Below are 21601 nucleotides of genomic sequence, written 5' to 3'. Positions count from 1 at the left end.
GCTTAAGCCTCCTGGCGAGCCTGAATGAAACGAAGCGCCTGATACAGGGCGCGCACCTTGGGCATTGCGAAACCCACTGCGTCCGCAGCCGCCAGCGGAGCCTCGTAAATGGCATGTAGTTCGGCCGGTCGCCCTTGGGCAAAGTCGTGGTACATGCTCGGCAAGTAATCCGGCATGCGCTGCGTGGCGGCCAGCAATTTGTCCGCATAGCTGTCCGGCATGGCGTAACCCAGCGCCTGAGCGGCCTGCACCACCTCCTGCATCATGTCAGCGATCAGCGCGCGGCTGTCGGGATTACCCATCAGGCTCCGCGTATCGGCATCAAGCAGCACCGACAGGCCGTTATAAGGAATGTTCCACACCAGCTTCTGCCAGCGCGTCTGTGCCAGATCGCGCATTGCCGCCGAATCCAGGCCGGTGCTGCGCAGCAGGCTCGCGCCCTCCTCGGCCAGCGCCAGCCGTGCCTCATCGTCGACCAAAGGCCCGGAGTGATAGGCCAGGTTGATCGCCCCCAGTGCCTGATGCTCGATCACGCCCGGCGCACTGCGGTGAACGCAGATGTAGCAGAGCCCGCCCAACAGATGTAGATCGGCGCTCAACAGCGGACGCAATTCGTCCTCCACCGCCAGGCCATTCTGCAACAGCACCACCTTGGTGCCTGGCGCTGCTGCCTTGGCAATCAGCGGCGCCAGCTCGGCATTGGCCGTGGTCTTGGCACCGACCAGCAGCCAGTCGCACGGCGGCATCTCGTCGACATGCTGGTAGGCCTGTACCGGCGCCAGGCTCAGTGCACCATGTACCGCGCTGTTCAACTGCAGACCTCGTTCGACCACCGCGCTGTACTCGCTGCGCAGCAAAAAGTGCACGTCGTGACCAGCGCGAGCCAGCAGCATTCCGTAGAAACCGCCAATGGCACCGGTGCCGATGATGCCGATACGCGGCGCAGGGTATTGAGACATCAGGGAAGCTCCTCAGCCGGGCGAAGCAGGGCCTCGCCCATGGCGGTAACCAGATCGGAATGGGTAATAGGTGCGTGCAATGCGCCAAAGAAATGACCGTCCTTGACCAGAAACAGCGCGGGCAAGTGGAATACCTCGTAGCGCGCCACCAACCCCGCGTTATACCCGGCATCGACCCAGCACAGGCGCTTGATGGGTAGCTGGATCCGCGGCAAGGCCTGACGTGCCCAACGGCAGCTGGCACAGCCCGTGCTTGTGAACACCAGCAGTGAGGCACCGGGAAGATCGAGCAGGCGGCGGTCGGCATCCAGATCGGTCAATTCCAATTGCGTCGCTATACTGAATTTACTGATATCAGTTTGCCTGCATTCAAGGTCGGTGTTCATGCGTAAGTTTCTGCGTCATCCAAGCGATATGCCGGTGGAACTGGTACTGCGAAAACAGGCCTGCATTCCCCGGCAGCGGCTGAACAATATCAGCCTGGGTGGGGTCGCATGCAACTCGTCACGCGGCTTTCGCCGTGGCACCTCGGTTGAACTGCGCATCCCGCTACTGGGCGAACAGGCGCGCTACCCCGGCGTAGTGGCCTGGTGCCGGCGCCAGGATACCGATTACCTGGTAGGCATCGCCTTTCTCGATGAAGACACCCTGTTCCGCGCGCGCATGGTCGAGCAGGTCTGCCAGATCCAGCATTACCGACAACAGCTGGAACAGGCGTCAGGCCACCCCATGGCCATCGAACAATGCGCTCAGGACTGGATCGCCAAGCATGCCGCCGAGTTTCCCTATCTCGCCTGAATACGGCGCAGCCCCCGGCAACGAGAGCAATAACCCACCTCATACTGCAACTCTATGAGGCTTATTGAACTTAACGCCCATTGTCGCGCCGCCCCGTACGCGCTAAGGTTCGGCTCCCCCTGCACCAACTAGCTGTGCACCGCCATAGGGGATCGCTGGCGGCCGGCACCCGTGACCTGACGACCTGACCCGATGAATAGCACGATGGCTGATTTACCGATCGACGACCTCAACGTCGCCTCCAATGAAACCCTGATCACCCCCGATCAGCTCAAACGCGAAATCCCCCTGACAGATGCAGCACTGAAGACCGTGGCCCATGGCCGTCAGGTGGTACGCGACATTCTCGACGGCAAGGATCATCGCCTGTTCGTGGTCGTCGGCCCCTGCTCCATCCACGATATCAAGGCCGCTCACGAGTATGCCGAGCGCCTCAAGGTGCTGGCTGCCGAGCTGTCCGACAGCCTGTTCCTGGTCATGCGCGTGTACTTCGAGAAGCCGCGTACCACGGTCGGCTGGAAAGGTCTGATCAACGACCCGTACCTGGACGATTCGTTCAAGATCCAGGACGGTCTGCACATCGGCCGCAAGCTGCTGCGCGACCTCGCGGAAATGGGCCTGCCCACCGCTACCGAGGCGCTCGACCCGATCTCCCCGCAGTACCTGCAGGACCTGATCAGCTGGTCGGCCATCGGCGCACGTACCACCGAATCCCAGACCCACCGGGAAATGGCCTCGGGCTTGTCCTCGGCAGTTGGCTTCAAGAACGGTACCGATGGCGGTCTGACCGTGGCCATCAACGCCCTGCAGTCGGTTTCCAGCCCGCACCGCTTCCTCGGCATCAACCAGGAAGGCGGCGTGTCCATCGTCACCACCAAGGGCAACGCCTACGGCCACGTGGTACTGCGCGGCGGCAATGGCAAACCCAACTACGATTCGGTCAGCGTTGCCATTTGTGAGCAGGAACTGACGAAAGCCGGCATTCGCCCGAACATCATGGTCGACTGCAGCCACGCCAACTCCAACAAGGACCCGGCACTGCAGCCGCTGGTTCTGGAGAACGTGGCCAACCAGATTCTCGAAGGCAACAACTCCATCGTTGGCCTGATGGTCGAGAGTCACCTGGGCTGGGGCAGCCAGTCGATTCCGAAGAATCTGTGCGACCTCAAATACGGTGTATCCATCACCGATGCCTGCATCGACTGGGATACCACCGAGAAGAGCCTGCGCAGCATGCACGCCAAGCTCAAGGACGTACTGCCCAAGCGCCCTCGCGGCTGAGGACGCAACAGCAATGAAAACGCCGGGCATCGCCCGGCGTTTTTGTATCCGCATTCACACGTAGGGTGGGCTTCAGCCCACCACGCCGAACCGATTTCTACTGATGGCGCGAGCGTCGCTCCATATAGCGCTCGACATACGAGCAGGACGGAATCACCGTGTAGCCCTTGCCTTCGGCATACTGCAGGGCATGCTCGGTCAACGCCGCGGCGATGCCACGACCACGCAGGCCGTTGGGTACAAAGGTGCGATAGATGTCCAGCGTCTGCTTGCCCAGATCCATATAGGCCAGATAGGCACGATCACCATCGACGGTCGTCACGAACTGGTGACTCGCCTGGTCATGGTGAATGGACAACCCCTCGCTCATTTTCACTCCTCTAGCCGCAAACCGTTAGCGGCGCGTCAATTTTTACTTCATACCGGTGCTTTGGCAAAAGCGCAAATTCCGGCGCCACTTCCGACCACGCAATTAGCCAAGCTTATCAGCCGCCGGGCTGCCCAGCCACGAGCAATCAGAAGCTCAAGACTGCGATGCAGAGCAAGGCCGCAATCACGGGGACCAGTACCGTGATGACGAAGATGTCCTTGTACGCCTGCTTGTGAGTCAGCCCCATGATCATCAGCATCGCGATCACCGCCCCGCAGTGTGGCAGCGAATCCAGCCCACCAGCGGTGATGTTGGCGATACGGTGCAGCACCTCAGGGTCCACCCCCATCTCCAGATAACGCGGTGCCAGGGTCTGCATGAAAATCTGCAGGCCACCAGACGAAGAACCGACGATCCCGGAGACCACGCTGACCGATGCGAACACCGACAACAACGGCGGCAGATCCACCCCCAGTATCCATTGGGCGAACTGAGCGAAACCTGCGGTCTGAGTAACCACACCACCAAAACCGATCACCGCAGCAGTGTTCAGCAGCGGCATGATCGCATCGTCAGCCCCCTGCCCCAGTAAGCCGACGGTATTACGGCGCAACGCCGAAAACATCAGCACAGCCACCCCGGTAGCGATCACCAAGGCCAGACTGGGCCAGAGAATCGGCTGCGACTGACTGAAAGCCAACAGCCCACCCAGTGCCCCTTCGCCCGGCACAGCTGCTCCAGATAGAGCGAGCAGGCGCGGCAGAAGAATGATCCCCAACACCACGATGATCGGCACCAACGCGATACCCCAGTGTGGCCCGCTTCCGGGCGCACCGGCCAACTGCTGCATGCGCTCGTCCTGCGCGTTAGGCTCGAACCCCTCGCCTCGTTCGCGCGCCAGGCGCCATTCGCGCTGCAGATAAGCCATGCCCAGACCAATCATTACCAGCGAGGCGAACAGGCCAATCCAGGCACCTGCGAACAGGTCGGTGCCCAGTGCACTGGCTGCGATCACGTTGTGAATCGAAGGTGAGCCAGGCAAGGCCGTCATGGTGAAGGTTCCCGCCCCCAGTGCAGTGGCGGCGCAGAACAATCGCTTGGGCAGATTGGCCTCGCGCATCAGGGTAATGCCCAGCGGATACATGGTGAAGATCACCACGAATACCACCACCCCTCCATAGGTGAGAACCGCACACACCAGCATCGCCACCCAGAGCGTTCGTTGCGTACCCAGACCGCGGGTAATGGCCTGAGCAATACTACTGGCCGCCTGGCTGGCAGCCATGACCTTGCCGAAGATCGCACCACAGAGAAACAGCACGAAGAACTTGCCAGCAAAGGTGAATGCACCCAATGGGCCGAATGGAAAGTGCTCGAGCAGTGCACCTGATACGGCTACGCCATTGGTGAGGGCCACCAGAATCGAACACAGCAATGCAGCGATGAATATGTTCACCCCGCGCAACGCCATGAAGATAAGTAGCGCCAAGCCCAGCAAAAGCCCCAAATTCCCAAGCATCTGCATCCCCTCTTTTATTGTTTTAGTTTCAAAGCCGGGATAGTTATAACAGCTCGTACAACCGCTACACTGTATCGAATGCGTAACTGACTATTTTTTAGCCAGCCCACGCAAATTCTATCCTTCAGCGCCCTGCCCAAAGAAAAAAAATGCAACTCTTGCCCTGGCTCCGTTTACTTACTAAAAGTAATAGGTAGTATGTACGCCGGCTAATTTCCCGCAGTTGGGGAATTGCTCTTTATGGAAAACTCCACCTCAAGGGGAACACGATGAACAACGTTCTGAAATTCTCTGCTCTGGCTCTGGCCGCAGTTCTGGCTACCGGTTGCAGCAGCATGTCCAAAGAAACCGAAGCTCGTCTGACTGCTACCGAAGACGCAGCTGCTCGTGCTCAAGCCCGTGCTGACGAAGCCTACCGCAAGGCCGATGAAGCTATGGCTGCTGCTCAGAAAGCTCAGCAGACTGCTGACGAAGCTAACGAGCGCGCTCTGCGTATGCTGGAAAAAGCCAGCCGCAAGTAATTGCGACTCGTTTTTTCGAAAGCCGCCCCAGGCAACTGGTGCGGCTTTTTTATTGCCTGCTCGCGCCCTGGCACTCTCGGAACGTCTCGATTGCCAGGCAATAAAAAACCCGCGTACACGAATGCAGGCGGGTTTTTGCAACGTCGCTGGATCAGAACGGGTTATCGCTGCTCGCGACTACGTGCTCGGTCTGCGCAGCGATCGGCACCGGCATACCGTCCTCGGCAGCAACCACCTCACGGACCATCTCCCAGTCGAGGCGCAGGCCGCTGAGTTCGTCACGTTTGAGCAACGCATTGATCACCGCCGTGTGCTTGTCGACAACAGAGGGATCACCCTCGTCATCCAGTGGCGCATGCGCTTCCAGATAAACCTTGCCGCTGCTCACACCAAACTTGTAAGGCTCGTTGATGATGCGTACCGGCGTGCCGACCGGCACCATACCCGCCAAGTCCAGCACGTTGTGATTGAGCATGCGGAAGCAACCGTGGCTGACGCGCATGCCGATACCGAACTTCTTGTTCGAGCCATGGATCAGGTAGCCAGGGAACGACAGCGTCATCTTGTAAGGGCCCAACGGATTATCCGGGCCAGGCGGTACTACGGTGGGCAGGATATCGCCTTCGGCCGCATGCTCCTCACGAATAGACTGAGGCGGATACCAGGCCGGGTTCGGCGTTTTCACGGTGACGCGGCCAGTGCCCAGCGGCGACCCCCAGCCCTCACGACCGATGCCCAGCGGGAAGGTGTGCACCACATTCTGACCTTTCGGGAAGTAATACAGACGATATTCGGCCAGGTTGATGACGATGCCCTCACGCGGCCCAGGTGGCAGCACGTAACGGGTCGGCAGGATGACCTCGCTGCCCTCGCCCGGCAACCAGGGGTCGACACCCGGGTTGGCGGCGACCATTTCCAGATAGCCAAGATCATTTGCCGCTCCCAGATCGGCGAAGGTGTCCTCGTACTTGGCCTTGATCACCTGTACCTGGCCCACCACATCCTCGCCTGGCGGCGGCAGTGGAAGTTCGAGTGCCTGTACCGCAGCACTGGAGCACAGTGCGACCAGAGTCAGGCAGCGGTTGACCGCAGAGAAGCGCGACAACATCCGGGATGTCCCTTGAAGAGTTGAGTGATATTGCGGCGATTGTACACCGCCATTCGCAAGCCGGGCAGACGTCAGCCATCCGCCCAATTCGAGCACAAACCCTGGCGCTGCGCCTCGAATGCCACCAGGCAAGCGGGACACAGGCGGCGGTCACGCAGCCAGACCTTTTCCAGCGTCCGCCAGCGCGGCTGCGCCGGCAACAAGCCACCGCAAAGCGTGCGATCAGCATGCCCACCCAGGCGCAGCTGGCGAGCCACCAGGTGCACGCGCACCTCGCGACAGGCGAACAGATCCAGCTGCTCATCCGGCTCGATCAGTTGGTAGGCATAAAGGGACCACGCGGGACGCGGCATCTGGGGCTCCGTGACAGGTCGGCCACATTAGCCGAAAGGCTTGAGGCGTAAAAGCCTGTGCCTACTCTGTTTTCTCTCGAAACAGACACTTACAGCAGAGGCTTGAGCGTCGGCCAGACATTATCCAGCAACAGCGCCTGCGCGGACTCGGTCGGGTGAATGCCATCGGCCTGCATCATCCCCGGCACGCCACCGACCCCCTCGAGAAAGAACGGCACCAGCGGCACCTTCTTCTGCTCCGCCAAATCGGCGAAAACCTGGGCGAAAGACGTGGTGTAACGCGTGCCATAGTTGGGCGGCAAACGCATACCGAGAAGCAGTACATTGGCACCGGCGGACTGCGATTTATCGATCATCGACGCAAGATTCTGTTGCAATTGCGCAGGGGGCTGGCCACGCAGACCATCGTTGCCTCCCAACTCGATGATGACCAGCTCCGGTTTGTGCTCTGCAAGTAGCGCAGAAAGCCGCGCGGCGCCCCCTGCACTGGTATCGCCGCTAATCGAAGCATTGACCACCGCGTGCTCGAAACCCTCTTCATCAAGGCGTTTTTCCAGCAAAGCGACCCATCCCTGGCGGCTATCCAGGCCAAAAGCCGCGCTGATACTATCGCCGACCACAAGCAGGGTGCCTGCAACCGCTCCCTGAGCCCAGAGCGTCAGGGCCAAGGCACCACTCAACCACCATGCACGCATTTGGAATCTCCATGACTTCGAGCATTCTCGCTGCGCGGAACCTTAGCAAAGTGGTCAGCAGCGCGGAAGGCGAGCTGACCATCCTCCATGATCTCGATCTCGAACTGAGCAAAGGCGACAGCCTGGCCATCGTCGGTGCGTCAGGTTCTGGCAAATCCACCCTGCTCGGATTGCTCGCCGGTCTGGACCTGCCCAGTGGCGGTGCCGTATTGCTGGCCGGCAAGAACCTCAGTGAGCTCGATGAAGACCAGCGCGCGCGCCTGCGCGCCGAGCATGTGGGTTTCGTCTTCCAGTCGTTCCAGTTGCTCGACAGCCTCAACGCGCTGGAGAACGTGATGTTGCCGCTGGAGCTGGAAGGTCATGCCGATGCCCGCCAGCGTGCTCGTACGCTGCTCGAACGCGTCGGCCTGGGTCAACGTCTGACGCACTACCCGCGCCAGCTCTCCGGTGGTGAGCAACAGCGTGTGGCCATTGCCCGCGCCTTTGCTGCAGAACCGGACGTGCTGTTCGCCGATGAGCCTACCGGCAACCTCGACAGCCACACCGGAGAGCGCATCAGCGACCTGCTCTTTCAGCTCAACCAGGAACGCGGTACCACCTTGGTGCTGGTCACCCACGACGAGCGCCTGGCGCACCGCTGCCAGCGCCTGATCCGCCTGGAAGCCGGACACCTGATCGACCGCGTGGAGCCCTGATGAAACGTGTGCCCTTCACTCGTCTGTTTTCGCTCGCTGCCCGCCAACTGCTGCGCGATGCCCGCGCCGGCGAGCTACGGGTGCTGTTCTTCGCCTTGCTGGTCGCGGTGGCCGCCAGCAGCGCCATCGGCTATTTCAGCGCGCGTCTGAATGACGCAATGCTGCTGCGTGCCAGCGAGTTTCTCGCCGCTGACCTGCGCCTGAGCGGCAGCTCGCCAGCCAGCCAGCAACAGATAGACGCGGGGCTCAAGCTGGGCCTCGATCACGCACAAGCGGTAGAGTTCTCCAGCGTGGTCGCTGCCCAGGAAGGCATTCAGCTGGCCAGCGTCAAGGCAGCCAATAGCCTTTATCCGCTGCGCGGCGAACTGAGAAGCGCTGCTGAACCCTACGCACCAGAGGAAGTGGGTTCCGGCCCGCGCCCCGGAGAAGTCTGGGCAGAAGCGCGCCTGATGGTCGCGCTGAATCTGAAGATTGGCGATGAACTGGAAATAGGCGCCAAAACCCTGCGCCTGAGCCGTGTGCTGACCTATGACCCCGACACCGCTGGCGATTTCTACAGCCTGACGCCGCGCGTGCTGATGCATCTGGACGATCTTGCCGCGACTGAAGTGGTACAACCCGGCAGCCGTGTGCGCTTTCGGGAACTCTGGCGCGGCGATGCCAATGCCCTGGCGGCCTACCGTCAGGCAGTCGAAGCCGGCCTGGAACCCAATCAGCGCCTGGACGACGCGCGCGATGGCAATCGCCAGGTCGGCGGCGCCCTCGGCCGTGCCGAACGTTATCTGAACCTGGCCAGCCTGGCAGCCGTGTTGCTCGCTGGTGTCGCGGTAGCACTCTCGGCGGCTCGCTTCGCGGCGAGGCGCTTCGATGCCAGCGCGCTGCTGCGCTGCCTCGGGCTGTCACGGCGTGAAACGTTGGCATTGTTCGGCCTGCAGCTGGCGTTGCTCGGGCTGATCGCGTGCCTGATCGGCGCACTGCTCGGCTGGGCCGGCCAGCACGTTCTCTTCCATTTGCTGCGCGGGCTGATCCCGGATGATCTGCCGCCGGCCGATCTGTGGCCCGCATTGGCCGGCATGGCCACCGGCCTGGTGGCGCTGGCCGGTTTCGCCCTGCCGCCGCTGGCCGCGCTCGGCCGCGTTCCACCGCTGCGCGTGCTACGCCGCGATATGCTGCCGGTGCCAGCCAGCTCTTGGCTGGTCTACGGCGCAGCGCTGATCGCGCTGGGTTTGATCATGTGGCGCCTGAGCCTGGATCTGCGTCTGACGCTGGCGCTGCTGGGTGGCGGACTACTCGCCGCATTGCTGCTCGGCGGTCTGTTGCTGCTCGGTTTGCAGAGCCTGCGCCGCCTGTTGCAGCGCGCCGCCCTGCCCTGGCGTCTGGGCCTGGGCCAGCTGCTGCGCCACCCGTTGGCTGCAGCCGGGCAAGCGCTGGCGTTCGGTCTGATCCTGCTGGCCATGGCGCTGATCGCCCTGCTGCGTGGCGAATTGCTCGATACCTGGCAGGACCAGTTGCCGGAGGACGCGCCCAATCACTTCGCCCTCAATGTGCTGCCTGCCGAACGCGATGCATTCGCCGCACGCCTGGCCGAGCTGTCGCCGCATCCAGCCCCGCTGTACCCCGTGGTGCCGGGCCGACTGATCATGATCAACGGTGAGCCGGTGCGCCAACTGGTGACCAAGGAAAGCCGCGGCGAGCGCGCCATCCAGCGCGACCTGAGCCTGACCTGGGCCGAGGCTCTGCCATCTGACAACCTGCTTACCGCAGGCAATTGGTGGGGCGCTGCGCACGCCAGCGAACTGCCTGGCGTTTCCGTCGAATCCGAACTGGCTGAAAGCCTGCAACTGAAGCTCGGCGACCGGCTGCGCTTCAATGTCGGCGGCATCGAACGCGAAGCTCAGGTCACCAGCCTGCGCCAGGTGGACTGGGACAGTTTCCAGCCCAACTTCTACATGATCTTCGAGCCGCAGACCCTGCAGGACCTGCCTGCCACCTATCTGACCAGCTTCTATCTACCGCCCGGCCAGGACGCGGAGCTGGTAGCCCTTAGCCGCGCCTTCCCCAGCGTGACGCTGCTGCAGGTCGACGCCCTGCTGGCGCAACTGCGCAGCATCCTCGCCCAGGTCACCCTGGCCATCGAGTACGTACTGCTGTTCGTGCTTGCTGCCGGCATCACCGTGCTGCTCGCTGGGCTGCAGGCGACACTGGACGAGCGCATCCGCCAGGGAGCGCTACTGCGCGCCTTGGGCGCCGAACGCAAGCTGCTGATCAGCGCTCGCCGCGCCGAGTTCGGCCTGCTCGGCGCTGCCGCTGGCCTGCTGGCCGCGCTGGGCTGCGAGCTGGTGAGCTTTCTGCTCTATCGCTACGCATTCGACATGAGCTGGCAACCTCACCCATGGTTGCTCCTGCTGCCGCTGACCGGCGCGCTGCTGATCGGCCTGGCCGGCGTGCTCGGCACTCGCCGTGCGCTGAATGCCAGCCCGTTGAGCGTATTGCGCGAAGGCTGAGAAGCTAGAGAGGGGTTTGCTAGACTGGCGCCCCTTCCATCTTGTAGAGACACCATGAGCCGCTATCGTCCCCCTCGCCCTGCCGGCACGCCACTGATCACACCCGAAGGCGAAGCGCGCCTGCGCGCCGAGCTTCACGAGCTGTGGCATGTGCGCAGGCCACAGGTGACGCAATCGGTCAGCGAAGCCGCGGCCCAGGGTGATCGCTCGGAGAATGCCGAATACACCTACGGCAAGAAGATGCTGCGTGAGATCGACAGCCGCGTGCGCTTTCTCACCAAGCGCCTGGAGAAGCTCAAGGTCGTCAGCGACAAACCATCCGATCCGAACAAGGTGTACTTCGGCGCCTGGGTCACCATCGAAGACGAGGACGGCGAGCAGTCGCGCTACCGCATCGTCGGCCCCGACGAGCTGGACCTGAAGCAGGGCCTGATCAGCATCGACTCGCCACTGGCCCGCGCCCTGGTCGGCAAGGCGCTGGACGCCGAAGTGCGGGTGCACAGCCCCAGTGGTGAGAAGACCTGCTATATCGTCGAGATCGAGTATCCCTGAGACCTGGCGCGTAGGGTGCGCCGTGCGCACCGCTGGTAAGCGGGCATTCGCTGCACACCAGCGACCACGGGTGTTGTTGGTGCGCCCGGCCTAGGCGGCCCCGCGACACCCTAGCGCCGGGTGATCAGCCCCTGACGCGCCACTCGCACCAGCTCACCGACGGTTTGTGCCACGTCCTCGGCGCTGGGTGCCTGGATCACCGCCAGATCGAAACTGTCCCGCGCGAAGCGACTCAGCGACTCGCCGTTCTGCACGAACTGGATGCGAAAGGCACGCGACCCGGCCCAGCGCTTGGGCCAGCCTTCGAGATAGCGCAACAAGGTGGGTTGATGGCTACCGCCCAGCAGTACGCGCGGATTGCGCAGCAGCAGACCCGATGTGATGGGCGCCAGGCGAATAAGGGGTTGGGGACAGATCATGGTCGAGTCTCCGCCTCGAGAATCCCGCTGGGCAGCGGTGAGAGGCGACACCGAACCAGCGCTTTAGCGGAATTTCAGGCGTTGATGACAACCCCCTGTGGCGCCCCGCAAGTAGCTGTTTAAATCGGCGCAGGGCGCATCCTAGAGAAGCCCACGGCAAACTGTCAAGGCGCACCCAACTTCAACCCCAACCTTCGATTGGGCGACACTCGATCCGCGTATTTCCATCCGCTCAAAAAACCCGTTCCCGGCCCTGGACGCCCTGCCTGGCCAGATCGATTGCGGCCCTCGGCGCGACCTGACGTTTCGGCACGTAACAGAAAGTACGCAGCGATATCGAGGCCAAGTCGCCCGAAAATCCTGGAAAGAGCCTGTATAGAGGGTTCGCTGGAAACTGCAGGACGATGGCATGTTTCCTGCCATCGTTCTTGCGCCGTACGCGCCACGGAATGGACGTGATCTGTGTTGCAGGAAGCAGCTGACTGCCTCAACAAACCCCATCGAGAGCGCCCATGAAGAACAAGAAAACCCTGCTCGCCCTCTGCCTCGGTACCGGCCTGCTCGCCAGCGGTCAGACCCAGGCATTCTGGTTCGGTTCATCCGGCTACACCCAGACCAAGTACCCCATCGTCCTCGGCCACGGCATGCTCGGCTTCGACAGTATCCTTGGTGTCGACTACTGGTATGGCATCCCGGCGGCACTGCGCCGTGACGGCGCCAGCGTCTACGTCACCGAAGTCAGCCAGCTGGACACCTCCGAAGCGCGCGGCGAACAATTGCTGCAGCAGGTCGAGGACATCGTCGCCATCAGCGGCAAGGGTAAGGTCAACCTGATCGGCCACAGTCATGGCGGCCCGACCACCCGCTATGTCGCCGCCGTACGCCCGGATCTGGTGGCCTCAGTCACCAGCGTCGGCGCACCACACAAGGGTTCGGCCACCGCCGACTTCCTCAAAGGCATCAGCGACGGCCCGGCCGGCCCGGTCGCCACCCCGCTGCTGGTGGGCATCGTCAACGGCCTGGGGACGCTGATCAACTTCCTCTCCGGCAGTTCCAGCACCACCCCGCAGAATGCGCTGGGCTCGCTGGAGTCGCTCAACAGCGAGGGCGCAGCACGCTTTAATGCCAAGTTCCCACAAGGCATACCCACCAGCGCCTGCGGTGAAGGCGCCTACAGCGTAGGCGGCGTGCGCTACTACTCCTGGAGCGGCACCAGCCCGCTGACCAACCTGCTCGACCCGAGCGACCTGCTGATGGGCACCTCCTCGCTGACCTTCGGCAATGAAGCCAACGACGGTCTGGTTGGCCGATGCAGCTCGCGCATGGGCCAGGTGATTCGTGACAACTACCGGATGAACCATCTCGATGAGGTCAACCAGACACTTGGTCTGACCAGCCTGTTCGAGACCGATCCGGTTACCGTCTACCGCCAGCATGCCAACCGCCTGAAGAACGCAGGACTCTAGACTGCCACGCCTCGTAGGGTGCGCCGTGCGCACCGAAATGCCAGCGTTACCGACAATCCGGTGCGCACGGCGCACCCTACAGGTATTGCTCTAAGCCCTAGTTCGGATCAGGAGCGATCCCGATCCGACGCCCTACTGGAACCTGCCGTGAAGAAAACCCTGTTCGTCCTGCCGCTACTGATCGCCGCCGGCCTGGCGCTGATGCTTTACCTGCAACCCGGACACCAGCCGACCCCATTCACGCCTCCCGCCGCCACGGCTACGCAGCCTGTAGCGGAGCCGGCTACAGAGGCCGCAACGCCGACTATCAACGAGACGCGGAAGAAGGCCACCACGCTGGCCCTGCCCAGCTCCTTCGTCGGCACCGAAGTCGACGGCAGCTTTCGCGTGGACGCCGGCGGCAATCTGATCATCAGCGAAGACATCCGCCGCATCTTCGATTACTTCCTCGCCAGCATCGGCGAGGAAAGCCTGGATGCCAGCGTGTCGCGCCTGCGCAACTACATCGACAGCAGCTTGCAGGAACCTGCACGAGCCCACGCGCAGACGCTGCTGGACCAATACCTGAGCTATAAGCGTGAGTTGGTGCTGCTGGAGCGCGACCTGCCGCAAATGGCCAATCTGGATGCCATGCGCCAGCGTGAGAGCGCTGTGCAGGCGCTGCGCGCGCGTCTGTTCGATAGCGAGACCCACCAGGCCTTCTTCGCCCGCGAGGAAGGCTACAACCGCTTCACCCTGGAGCGCCTGGCCATCCAGCACGACAGCAGAATGAGCGCAGAAGAGAAAGGTGCTGCCGTCGACCGCCTGCGTGCATCCTTGCCCAAAGAACTGCAGGACGCCGTAGTGCCGCAACTGCAACAGGAACTGCGGCAGCACACCGCCCGCCTGCTGGCCGAAGGCGCCAGCACGGCGCAGATCCGCCAGATGCGTCAGCAACTGGTAGGCGCCGAAGCCACCACGCGCCTGGAGGCGCTGGATAGCCAACGACAGAGTTGGCAGAAGCGTCTGGATGACTACATCACTGCCAAGGCGAAGATTGAGGCCAATGAGGGGCTCAGCAGCGGCGACAAGCGCACGGCGATCGAGACGCTGGCTGCAGAGCGCTTCGATGAACGTGAGCGCCTGCGTCTGGAGGCCACCGAGCAACTGGCGGCGGCCAACAGGAAACAGTAGCCTCAGGCGCTGTCGCGCATCACCAGCTCGAAGCCGACGTCGATGCAGTGCTGCTCCGGCGTTTCGCCACGCATCAACGCCAGCAACATGTTCGCCGCCAGCTCACCGACACGACCACGGGTGGTACGCACGGTGCTCAAGGCCGGATGCATCCAGGCAGCGGCCGGCAAATCGTTGAAGCCGGCGATGGCCAGGCTTCCCGGCACATCCAGGCCCAGCTGACGCGCGCGGAACAGCGCCCCCATGGCCAGGTCGTCGTTGTTGAAGAACACCGCATCGATCTGCGGCTGCTGCGCCAGCAGACGGTCGAGCAACTCGGCGCCCAAGCCAATGGATGACAACTCTGGCGTCAGCAATTCCAGCGCCGGGTCATGTCGATTGAGGTAGCGCATCACCTGACGATAGCCTTCTGCACGCTGCAAGGTGCGTGGGTCAAGCTGCGCTGCGGCAAAGGCGATATGGCGGTAACCACGCTGCACCAGGGCACGGGTCATCGCAGCGCCGGCTTCGACCTGAGAGAAGCCGACGCAGTAATCCTCCGGCTCCTCGCTCAGCTCCATCAACGTCACCAATGGGCAACTGCTGGCGCCGAGGATTTCGCGCGCCGCGTCGCTGCGCTCGAACCCCGTAAGCAGCAGGCCAGCTGGCTGGTGCGCCAGATAGGAACGCAACAGACGCTCATCCTCCTCGACCCGGTAGTGACTGACACCGATCATCATTTCGAAGCCGGCCGGCATCAGCACCCGCTGGATGGCCTCCACGGTATCGACGAACACCGAGTTCGACAGCGACGGGATCACCACAGCCACCAGGTTCGAGCGTGAACTGGCCAATGCCCGCGCTGCCGGGTTGGGCACGTAACCCAGCGCCTGGGCGGCGCGCATCACCTGCTCGCGCAACGCATCAGACACCCGCCCCGGCTGCGACAGCGCGCGCGAGGCGGACATCAACGAACAGCCTGCGGCCTTGGCCACGTCGGACAAGGTGACACGTTCTGCGGACCGGCGACGGCGTTGACTCATAGCGCCTCCATTGACTTCAGCGGTCGATTCTACCAGCCCCGCCGGGGAATAAAGCGCAGGACACGCCGCCCGGGGTAACGCCACCATGCAAGGAGCGTTACCACCTGCGTGCCCCGCGAAACTGCGAACCTGCCCAGGATCAGCGGCGCACTGGCCGAGCCGATCCTGGGCAAGCCCTTATAGGGCGGCCTTCTCGACTTCAGCCTGCACCTGATCGAACAGTTGCTGACCGACGGTCTCGACGACCTTCTGGATCGCCGGCGCGGCCTGCTCACGCATGCGCTGCACTTCGGTCGGCTCCACTTCGTTGATCTGCATGCCCTTGTCTTTCAGCTCGGCCAGGGCACGGGCTGCTTCCTCGCGGGTGTCCTTACGCTCGAAGTCACGCGCCTTCTTGGCCGCCTCCAGCAGGATGTTCTGCTCGGCCTGCGACAGACCATCCCACCAGCGCTTGGACACGGTGACGATCCACGGGCTGTACACGTGGTTGGTCACGGTCAGGTACTTCTGCACCTCGTAGAACTTCGAGGAAAGAATGGTGTTGAAGGGGTTTTCCTGGCCGTCGACGGCCTTGGTCTCCAGCGCGGTGAACAGCTCAGAGAATGGCAACGGCACGGCATTGGCGCCCATCAGCTTGAAGGTCTCGAGGAATACCGGATTGGGCATCACGCGCAGTTTGACGCCGGAAAAGTCCTCCAACTTGCTGATCGGCCGCGTGTTGTTGGTCAGGTTGCGGAAGCCGTTCTCCCAGTACACCAAACCGACCAGACCTTTCTCCTCCAACTTGTCCATCACCTGGCGGCCAACCGGGCCGTCGAGCACGGCATCGGCCTGCTCGGCACTGCTGAACAGAAATGGCGTGTCCCACACTGCCATTTCCTTGGTGATGCCCACCAGGGTTGCGGTGGAGCCGACCATCATTTCCTGCGCGCCGCCAATCAGCGCACTCTGCATCTGATCGTCCGAGCCCAGGCTGGCGGCACCGAAGGTGCGCACCTTGAGTTTGCCGTCGGAGGCCTTGGCGACCTCCTCGGCGAACAGCTTGGCCGCACGGCCCTGATTGCTGTTCTCGTTGAGGCCGTAACCGAAGCGGATCATGCGTGAGCGCACGTCATCGGCATGGGCGGTGAAACTGGCGAGCGGGCTGCACAGCATGGCAGCGGTGAGGATGGCGAGCAGTGGACGTTTCATCGGGTCTACCTCTTATTGTTGTGAATGATGTCGGCGCGCCAACGCCGTCAGGTCAACTCAGCGCAGCCAGGCCAGCGGCACGGTGACGATGGACGGAAACGCCACCAGCATCGCGACGATGATCAGGTAAATCAGGAAGAACGGCATGACACCGCGTACCAGCACTTCCATGCGCAACTTGCCGATACCGCCGACGACGTTAAGCACGGTGCCGACTGGCGGGGTTATCAGGCCAATGGAGCCGATCAGCACGAACATCACGCCAAAGTACACCGGATCGACACCAGCCTTGATCGCGATGGGAGCCAGTACCGGCGCCAGAATCAGGATGGTCGGCGTCAGGTCGAGCACCATGCCTACTGCGATCATCAGCAGCATAATCGCCAGCACCAGCAGTCGCGGGTGTTCGGCCAGCGGCCCGAGCATGGCACCAATCTCGTCCGGCAACTGCGCCAGGGTGATCATGTAGGCCGATACCGTGGCAGCGGCGCATAGGAACATCACCGACGCCGTGGTGCGGCTGGCGCGGGTCAGGGTTTCCATCAGATCGTTCCAGCTCAGTTCGCGGTAGAGCAAGGTGGAAACGGCCAGGGCGTAGACCGCAGCGACCACCGCCGCTTCGGTAGGGGTGAAGATACCGAAGCGCAGACCACCGACGATGATCACCGGCAACATCAGCGCCGCCGCACCGTCGATCAGCACCCGGCGGCGCTCTGCAGCGCTGGCCTTGGGCGGCGTTGGCTCGGTGAAACCACGGGCGATCAGGGTCCAGGCAATGATCAGACCTGCGCCCATGATCAGCCCCGGCACCAGCCCCGCCATGAACAGCTGGCTGATAGACGTGTTGGTGACCACGCCGTAAATCACGAACGGCATCGACGGCGGAATGATCGGCGCGATGATGCCGCCGGCAGCCACCAGGCCCGCCGAGGAATGCACCGGATAACCGCGCTGGCGCATCATCGGTAACAGCAAGGTAGCCAGTGCAGCGGTGTCGGCCAATGCCGAGCCGGACATGCTGGCCAGCAGCACGGCGGCCGCAATGGCAACGTAGCCGAGGCCTCCGCGCAGATGGCCAAAGTAGGCCTGAGCCATGGCGATGATGCGCCGGGAAATGCCGCCGGCGTTCATCAGCTCACCGGCCAGGATGAAGAACGGCACTGCCAGCAGCGGGAAGCTGTCAGCGCCGGCGAGCAGGTTCTGCGCCAGCAACTGCACGTCCCAGAAATCCAGGTACCACATCAGCACAGCGGCGGTCAGGATCAGGGCGAAGGCGATGGGCATGCCGAATGCCATGAACCCCAGCAGGGAAGAAAGAAATACCGCGACAGTCATCGACAGGTCCTCGGTGGGCAGTGCCCGTCTTGTTGGAATGGAGCCAGCATCATTCGACGTGCGCCTGGGTCAATGTCGCCTGCGGCGCACGCCGCCAGAGGTTGACCAACTGCACCACCGCCAGAATCGCCAGCACCAGCATGCTCGCCAGCACCGGCAGCATCGCCAGCACCACCGGATAACCAACCACGGTACTGACGTTGCCCCAGCCGAACTGCACCTGATTCCAGGCGCCCAAGGCCGAGAGCAGGCTCGCGCCTGCCACGAGAATCCAGCTCAGCGAATCCACCAGTCGCTGCGCTAGCAGCGGGAAGCGGTCGCGAATCATGCGGAAGGTCATCAGCTCGCCACGGCGCATACCAGAGGCCACACCGACGAAGACCAGCCAGACGAACGCCAACCGCGAAAGCTCCTCGGCACCCGGCCAGCCCGTACCGAAGGCGTAGCGCAGCACCACGTTGGTGAACACCGCCACCACCATGAAGGCCATCAGCACCGCCATCAAACCATCGGTCAGGCGATCGAACACGCGTGCGATGCGACCTTCATAGATCGGCTCGGCGCCTAGCTGGGCCGCTTGGTTAGCGCTATCAATTTCGCTATCGAGAATATCCTGGTCATGGCTCGAGACGACCTCCACGGTTTCGCGACGAACCCAGGCCTGAATATCGGCCACCAACGCTTGCCGCGACTGCTGCGCATCGACGACTCGTACGTGCGGCTCACCTGCCGGGCTTTCGAGGGTGGCGAACTGACTGTCGACCAGCGAAGTCGGCATGAAGTGCCCAGGCCGAGCGCCGACACGTTGTACGGCGGTGGCGTGATCGATATCCAGGTGCACGAACTGCAAGCCCGGAACCGCCTGACGCAGGCGCTCGCGGTAAGCATGCTTGAGCGCCGAGCAAGCCAGCACGAAGCATTCACCTGCAGCCTGCACAGCCAGCATCTGTTCGCACAGCGCGTCCAGCCAGTGGCGACGGTCTTCGTCGCTCAGCGGGATGCCCGCGCGCATGCGCGCTACGTTTTCGGGAGGATGGAAATGATCGGCTTCGATATGGCGCCAACCGAGTGCGGTGGCGACCGCCTGGCTGATCTCGCTCTTGCCGGAGCCACTGACCCCCATGACCACCAGGGTGGTACGGGCAGGCAATGCGCAAGACTGCTGTTGCATGGGAACTCCATGGGCACCATCGAGGTGGCGCCGCTCATTGTTTGATCCGGATGTTAGCGCTATCCAAATCGTTCGACAACCCTCTTCTTTCAACATTTTCGAGGCACTGCCAGTCGACTTGGATACAGCTTGCACACACTTTCACGGCCCTTGAACCACCCACAAAGCTCGGCAAAACCGCTATTGAAGACATGGTCGCGGCTCGACCTATTGGTTCCCAACCTGTGTCAATGCAGCTAGAGTTGTATGCGTTCAGGGCTCATCCGCGCACCACAGGACGAACCGCCAAAACAACAAGAGGCTACGAGCCAACGCACTATTGTCAGGAGTGCCCATGAGCATCCATGCATCTGGGGTATGCCCCAGTGATCTCATCGCTTTCGTGGCCGATCATTTTCCAGAGCGAAGTGTCCATCCCGACGAGCAGATCGCCCGCTCCTGGTACCGCAGCGTGATGCAACATCGCCTCGATCCTTACGGCCTTGGCGAGAAACACGTACTGACCGCAGATGAATTGCGTGAACACCAGCATGCGCATCAGGACTACCTGAGCATCGCCGGCCAGGGCGTCACCGGGCTCGCCAGACGCGTGGTTCCAGCCGGGTTCGCGGTACTGCTCAGCGATGAGCACGGGGTCACCCTCGACACTCGCCTACCCCTACAGTACGACGCCTACACCCAGGCCGGGCTGATCGTCGGCGCCTGTTGGGACGAATCCACGGTCGGTACCAATGGCATTGGCACCGCACTGGCCTCGCGCCAGGCGATGACCATCCATCACCAGGAGCACTTCCTGATTTCCAATTTCCGCCTGAGCTGCTCGGTCGCGCCCATCTACGATGCGCAGAACGTGCTGCGCGGCTGCCTCAACGCCACCTGTCTGAACAGCGAGGGCCCCAAGGAAACGCAATATCTCACCCTGCAATTGGTGGTTATGTATGCGCGAATGATCGAGAACGCCAGTTTCCGCCAGCGCTATCGCGACCGCATGACGCTGTCGGTGAAATCCCATGACGACATCAGCGATCTGGCCAACGAACAATTGCTGGCCCTCGACGAACAAGGACGAGTCATAGGTGCCAACCATGCAGCCTTCGTCAGCTATCAGCATGAGCGGCGGATCGACCTGCTCGGCAGCCGTATCGACCAGTTGCTAACGGCAGGCGTCGACGAGCTGGTGAGCCTGAGCAACGGCGGCGCACGCAGCCTCAACCTGCGCACCCTGCAAGACGACGCGCCGGTCGGCGTCAGCCTGCGCATCCCGGCCGTACAGCCTCAGACACGCGCACGCAGCGCAATTGCCAACAACGGCGAACACCCAGACCTGCAACGCCTGAGCGGTAACGATGCACGCCTGCAGGACGGCGTGCGGCGCCTGCGCAAGGTGCTAGACAAGGACATCCCGATCCTCATCACTGGGGAGACCGGCACCGGCAAGGAAGCCTTCGCTCGCGCCATCCACCAGGCCAGCGCACGTGCCCGTGGCCCGTACGTGGCACTGAACTGCGCGGCGATTCCCGAAAGCCTGATCGAGAGCGAGCTGTTCGGCTATCGCGGCGGCAGCTTCACCGGCGCTAACAAGAAGGGCATGAAGGGCAAGCTGGAACTGGCCAACAGCGGCACCTTGTTTCTCGACGAGATCGGCGATATGCCGGCGCACCTGCAGACCCGTCTGCTGCGCGTGCTGGCCGAGCGCGAGATCTTCCCGCTTGGCGCCGAAACCCCGGTGCCGCTGGATGTGCAGGTGATCTCCGCCACGCACCAGGATCTGGCGCAGATGATCGCCAGCAAGATATTTCGCGAGGATCTGTTCTACCGCCTCAGCGGTATGCCCCTGGCCCTGCCGGCGTTACGCGAGCGCAGTGATCGTGATGCCCTGATCGACAACCTGCTGAGCAGCCACGGCCCGTTTCGTCTGAGCCACGCCGCGCGCCAGCGTCTGCTCGACTATCCCTGGCCCGGCAACATCCGTCAGTTGTCCAACTGCCTGCGTTATGCAGCAGCGCTGGCTGAGGATGATCGCATCGACGTGGACTGCCTGCCGGCAGAACTGCAGCAGTCTGCCCTGCTCAGCGCAACTGCGCGGGTGGTCGAAGGGAACCTCGCTAGCCGATTGGAGAATGACGAAGCGCGCCATTTGCAGACTGCTCTGCGCGAGCACCGCTGGAATATCAGCGCGGTAGCCGAGGCATTCGGCGTGGCCCGCTCGACCCTGTATCGCAAGATGAAGAAGTACGGCATCGTACAGCCCAACGAGTTGTTCTGATCGTGCTGTTGGTGGGCTAAAGCCCAACCTGCGGAGCTGCGACCAGAAATGGAGTTGCAGATGACCGCGCGGGGCTTCAGCCGCGATTTTCACCGCTGCAGCGCATCCCGCAGAATTCTGGCCATGCATCCTGCCAACGGAGCTTGCCCACCCTCGCTGAACACGCAAAAAAGAGCGGGCCAGCACTCACGCACTGGCCACCC

The 21601-nt window shown here is 62.5% G+C and carries 21 protein-coding genes; 9 read left to right on the top strand and 12 right to left on the bottom strand.

Annotated elements, in window-relative coordinates; all coding sequences use genetic code 11:
- Positions 1–2: 2 nt before the first annotated feature.
- Complete coding sequence (locus GV002_RS08975; protein ID WP_160017974.1) at positions 3–959, bottom strand: putative 2-dehydropantoate 2-reductase; 957 nt, start codon at positions 957–959, stop codon at positions 3–5.
- Positions 959–1345, bottom strand: a complete 387-nt coding sequence (locus GV002_RS08970; RefSeq protein WP_160017973.1) for a thioredoxin — start codon at positions 1343–1345, stop codon at positions 959–961. Before GV002_RS08970 ends, GV002_RS08975 begins: the two co-directional genes overlap by 1 nt.
- Here GV002_RS08970 and GV002_RS08965 point away from each other — a divergent pair.
- A complete protein-coding gene (locus GV002_RS08965; protein WP_160017972.1) occupies positions 1344–1757 on the top strand; it encodes a PilZ domain-containing protein in 414 nt (137 codons plus the stop codon). The two genes, GV002_RS08970 and GV002_RS08965, sit on opposite strands and share 2 nt — an antisense overlap.
- 204 nt (positions 1758–1961) lie before the next feature.
- Positions 1962–3038 (top strand): 3-deoxy-7-phosphoheptulonate synthase, encoded by a 1077-nt coding sequence (locus tag GV002_RS08960; protein ID WP_072423888.1) that lies wholly within the window; start codon positions 1962–1964, stop codon positions 3036–3038.
- 97 nt (positions 3039–3135) lie between these two features.
- Here GV002_RS08960 and GV002_RS08955 read toward each other — a convergent pair whose 3' ends face one another.
- Both GV002_RS08955 and GV002_RS08950 read right to left on the bottom strand, forming a co-directional pair.
- Positions 3136–3408 carry a GNAT family N-acetyltransferase gene (locus GV002_RS08955; RefSeq protein WP_100547829.1) on the bottom strand — a complete coding sequence of 91 codons (273 nt, stop codon included), beginning with the start codon at positions 3406–3408 and terminating at the stop codon, positions 3136–3138.
- Between the two features lie 145 nt (positions 3409–3553).
- Entirely contained in the window at positions 3554–4927 is a 1374-nt protein-coding gene (locus GV002_RS08950; RefSeq protein WP_160017971.1) for a GntP family permease, read from the bottom strand.
- Between the two features lie 269 nt (positions 4928–5196).
- Between GV002_RS08950 and oprI the strand changes: the two genes are divergently transcribed.
- The gene (gene oprI, locus GV002_RS08945) at positions 5197–5448 is read left to right on the top strand and encodes an outer membrane lipoprotei OprI (protein ID WP_037003984.1); all 252 of its coding nucleotides are present in this window, start codon (positions 5197–5199) and stop codon (positions 5446–5448) included.
- 151 nt (positions 5449–5599) lie between these two features.
- On the opposite strand, the gene GV002_RS08940 is transcribed toward oprI, so the two are convergent.
- From GV002_RS08940 to GV002_RS08930, 3 genes are all read right to left on the bottom strand, one after another.
- Positions 5600–6556, bottom strand: a complete 957-nt coding sequence (locus GV002_RS08940; protein ID WP_160017970.1) for a L,D-transpeptidase family protein — start codon at positions 6554–6556, stop codon at positions 5600–5602.
- A gap of 71 nt (positions 6557–6627) precedes the next feature.
- Entirely contained in the window at positions 6628–6909 is a 282-nt protein-coding gene (locus tag GV002_RS08935; protein WP_160017969.1) for a hypothetical protein, read from the bottom strand.
- An 89-nt stretch (positions 6910–6998) separates the two neighbouring features.
- Complete coding sequence (locus tag GV002_RS08930; protein ID WP_160017968.1) at positions 6999–7604, bottom strand: arylesterase; 606 nt, start codon at positions 7602–7604, stop codon at positions 6999–7001.
- 11 nt (positions 7605–7615) lie between these two features.
- On the opposite strand from GV002_RS08930, the gene GV002_RS08925 reads away from it, so the two are divergent.
- The 3 genes from GV002_RS08925 to greB are packed head-to-tail and all read left to right on the top strand — an operon-like array spanning position 7616 to position 11355.
- Complete coding sequence (locus GV002_RS08925) at positions 7616–8299, top strand: ABC transporter ATP-binding protein (protein WP_017676786.1); 684 nt, start codon at positions 7616–7618, stop codon at positions 8297–8299.
- A complete protein-coding gene (locus GV002_RS08920; RefSeq protein WP_160017967.1) occupies positions 8299–10803 on the top strand; it encodes an ABC transporter permease in 2505 nt (834 codons plus the stop codon). Before GV002_RS08925 ends, GV002_RS08920 begins: the two co-directional genes overlap by 1 nt.
- A gap of 54 nt (positions 10804–10857) precedes the next feature.
- On the top strand, positions 10858–11355 hold the full coding sequence (gene greB, locus GV002_RS08915; protein WP_160017966.1) for a transcription elongation factor GreB: 498 nt from the start codon (positions 10858–10860) through the stop codon (positions 11353–11355).
- Between the two features lie 110 nt (positions 11356–11465).
- On the opposite strand, the gene GV002_RS08910 is transcribed toward greB, so the two are convergent.
- Positions 11466–11774 carry a hypothetical protein gene (locus GV002_RS08910; RefSeq protein WP_021488972.1) on the bottom strand — a complete coding sequence of 103 codons (309 nt, stop codon included), beginning with the start codon at positions 11772–11774 and terminating at the stop codon, positions 11466–11468.
- Positions 11775–12286: 512 nt separating this feature from the next.
- Here GV002_RS08910 and GV002_RS08905 point away from each other — a divergent pair.
- Together GV002_RS08905 and GV002_RS08900 are read left to right on the top strand one after the other, a co-directional pair.
- Positions 12287–13240, top strand: coding sequence for a triacylglycerol lipase (locus tag GV002_RS08905; protein WP_160017965.1), 954 nt, complete (start codon positions 12287–12289; stop codon positions 13238–13240).
- A 147-nt stretch (positions 13241–13387) separates the two neighbouring features.
- Entirely contained in the window at positions 13388–14413 is a 1026-nt protein-coding gene (locus GV002_RS08900) for a lipase secretion chaperone (protein WP_160017964.1), read from the top strand.
- Positions 14414–14415: 2 nt separating this feature from the next.
- Here the strand turns inward: GV002_RS08900 and GV002_RS08895 are convergent, their stop codons facing one another.
- The 4 genes from GV002_RS08895 to GV002_RS08880 all read right to left on the bottom strand — a co-directional run bounded on the left by GV002_RS08895 (position 14416) and on the right by GV002_RS08880 (position 19132).
- Positions 14416–15435 (bottom strand): LacI family DNA-binding transcriptional regulator, encoded by a 1020-nt coding sequence (locus GV002_RS08895; RefSeq protein ID WP_160017963.1) that lies wholly within the window; start codon positions 15433–15435, stop codon positions 14416–14418.
- A 177-nt stretch (positions 15436–15612) separates the two neighbouring features.
- Positions 15613–16626, bottom strand: coding sequence for a TRAP transporter substrate-binding protein (locus GV002_RS08890; RefSeq protein ID WP_160017962.1), 1014 nt, complete (start codon positions 16624–16626; stop codon positions 15613–15615).
- 57 nt (positions 16627–16683) lie between these two features.
- Positions 16684–17961 carry a TRAP transporter large permease gene (locus tag GV002_RS08885; RefSeq protein WP_160017961.1) on the bottom strand — a complete coding sequence of 426 codons (1278 nt, stop codon included), beginning with the start codon at positions 17959–17961 and terminating at the stop codon, positions 16684–16686.
- Between the two features lie 49 nt (positions 17962–18010).
- The gene (locus GV002_RS08880) at positions 18011–19132 is read right to left on the bottom strand and encodes a gluconokinase, GntK/IdnK-type (RefSeq protein ID WP_160017960.1); all 1122 of its coding nucleotides are present in this window, start codon (positions 19130–19132) and stop codon (positions 18011–18013) included.
- A gap of 334 nt (positions 19133–19466) precedes the next feature.
- Between GV002_RS08880 and GV002_RS08875 the strand changes: the two genes are divergently transcribed.
- Positions 19467–21398 carry a sigma-54-dependent Fis family transcriptional regulator gene (locus tag GV002_RS08875; RefSeq protein ID WP_160017959.1) on the top strand — a complete coding sequence of 644 codons (1932 nt, stop codon included), beginning with the start codon at positions 19467–19469 and terminating at the stop codon, positions 21396–21398.
- Positions 21399–21601 lie beyond the last annotated feature (203 nt).

Origin of the sequence: Pseudomonas sp. 8O (assembly GCF_902506495.1) — a bacterium.
GTDB lineage: Bacteria > Pseudomonadota > Gammaproteobacteria > Pseudomonadales > Pseudomonadaceae > Aquipseudomonas > Aquipseudomonas chaetocerotis.
Note: the sequence above shows the minus strand (reverse complement) of the source record. Positions and strands in the feature narration are given on the sequence as shown.

Bases quoted from the DNA above. Each gene is read 5' to 3' on its own strand.
- GV002_RS08975 (WP_160017974.1), bottom strand. From the start codon at position 959: ATGTCTCAATACCCTGCGCCGCGTATCGGCATCATCGGCACCGGTGCC.
- GV002_RS08965 (WP_160017972.1), top strand. From the start codon at position 1,344: ATGCGTAAGTTTCTGCGTCATCCAAGCGATATGCCGGTGGAACTGGTA.
- GV002_RS08970 (WP_160017973.1), bottom strand. From the start codon at position 1,345: ATGAACACCGACCTTGAATGCAGGCAAACTGATATCAGTAAATTCAGT.
- GV002_RS08960 (WP_072423888.1), top strand. From the start codon at position 1,962: ATGGCTGATTTACCGATCGACGACCTCAACGTCGCCTCCAATGAAACC.
- GV002_RS08955 (WP_100547829.1), bottom strand. From the start codon at position 3,408: ATGAGCGAGGGGTTGTCCATTCACCATGACCAGGCGAGTCACCAGTTC.
- GV002_RS08950 (WP_160017971.1), bottom strand. From the start codon at position 4,927: ATGCTTGGGAATTTGGGGCTTTTGCTGGGCTTGGCGCTACTTATCTTC.
- oprI (WP_037003984.1), top strand. From the start codon at position 5,197: ATGAACAACGTTCTGAAATTCTCTGCTCTGGCTCTGGCCGCAGTTCTG.
- GV002_RS08940 (WP_160017970.1), bottom strand. From the start codon at position 6,556: ATGTTGTCGCGCTTCTCTGCGGTCAACCGCTGCCTGACTCTGGTCGCA.
- GV002_RS08935 (WP_160017969.1), bottom strand. From the start codon at position 6,909: ATGCCGCGTCCCGCGTGGTCCCTTTATGCCTACCAACTGATCGAGCCG.
- GV002_RS08930 (WP_160017968.1), bottom strand. From the start codon at position 7,604: ATGCGTGCATGGTGGTTGAGTGGTGCCTTGGCCCTGACGCTCTGGGCT.
- GV002_RS08925 (WP_017676786.1), top strand. From the start codon at position 7,616: ATGACTTCGAGCATTCTCGCTGCGCGGAACCTTAGCAAAGTGGTCAGC.
- GV002_RS08920 (WP_160017967.1), top strand. From the start codon at position 8,299: ATGAAACGTGTGCCCTTCACTCGTCTGTTTTCGCTCGCTGCCCGCCAA.
- greB (WP_160017966.1), top strand. From the start codon at position 10,858: ATGAGCCGCTATCGTCCCCCTCGCCCTGCCGGCACGCCACTGATCACA.
- GV002_RS08910 (WP_021488972.1), bottom strand. From the start codon at position 11,774: ATGATCTGTCCCCAACCCCTTATTCGCCTGGCGCCCATCACATCGGGT.
- GV002_RS08905 (WP_160017965.1), top strand. From the start codon at position 12,287: ATGAAGAACAAGAAAACCCTGCTCGCCCTCTGCCTCGGTACCGGCCTG.
- GV002_RS08895 (WP_160017963.1), bottom strand. From the start codon at position 15,435: ATGAGTCAACGCCGTCGCCGGTCCGCAGAACGTGTCACCTTGTCCGAC.
- GV002_RS08890 (WP_160017962.1), bottom strand. From the start codon at position 16,626: ATGAAACGTCCACTGCTCGCCATCCTCACCGCTGCCATGCTGTGCAGC.
- GV002_RS08885 (WP_160017961.1), bottom strand. From the start codon at position 17,961: ATGACTGTCGCGGTATTTCTTTCTTCCCTGCTGGGGTTCATGGCATTC.
- GV002_RS08880 (WP_160017960.1), bottom strand. From the start codon at position 19,132: ATGCAACAGCAGTCTTGCGCATTGCCTGCCCGTACCACCCTGGTGGTC.
- GV002_RS08875 (WP_160017959.1), top strand. From the start codon at position 19,467: ATGAGCATCCATGCATCTGGGGTATGCCCCAGTGATCTCATCGCTTTC.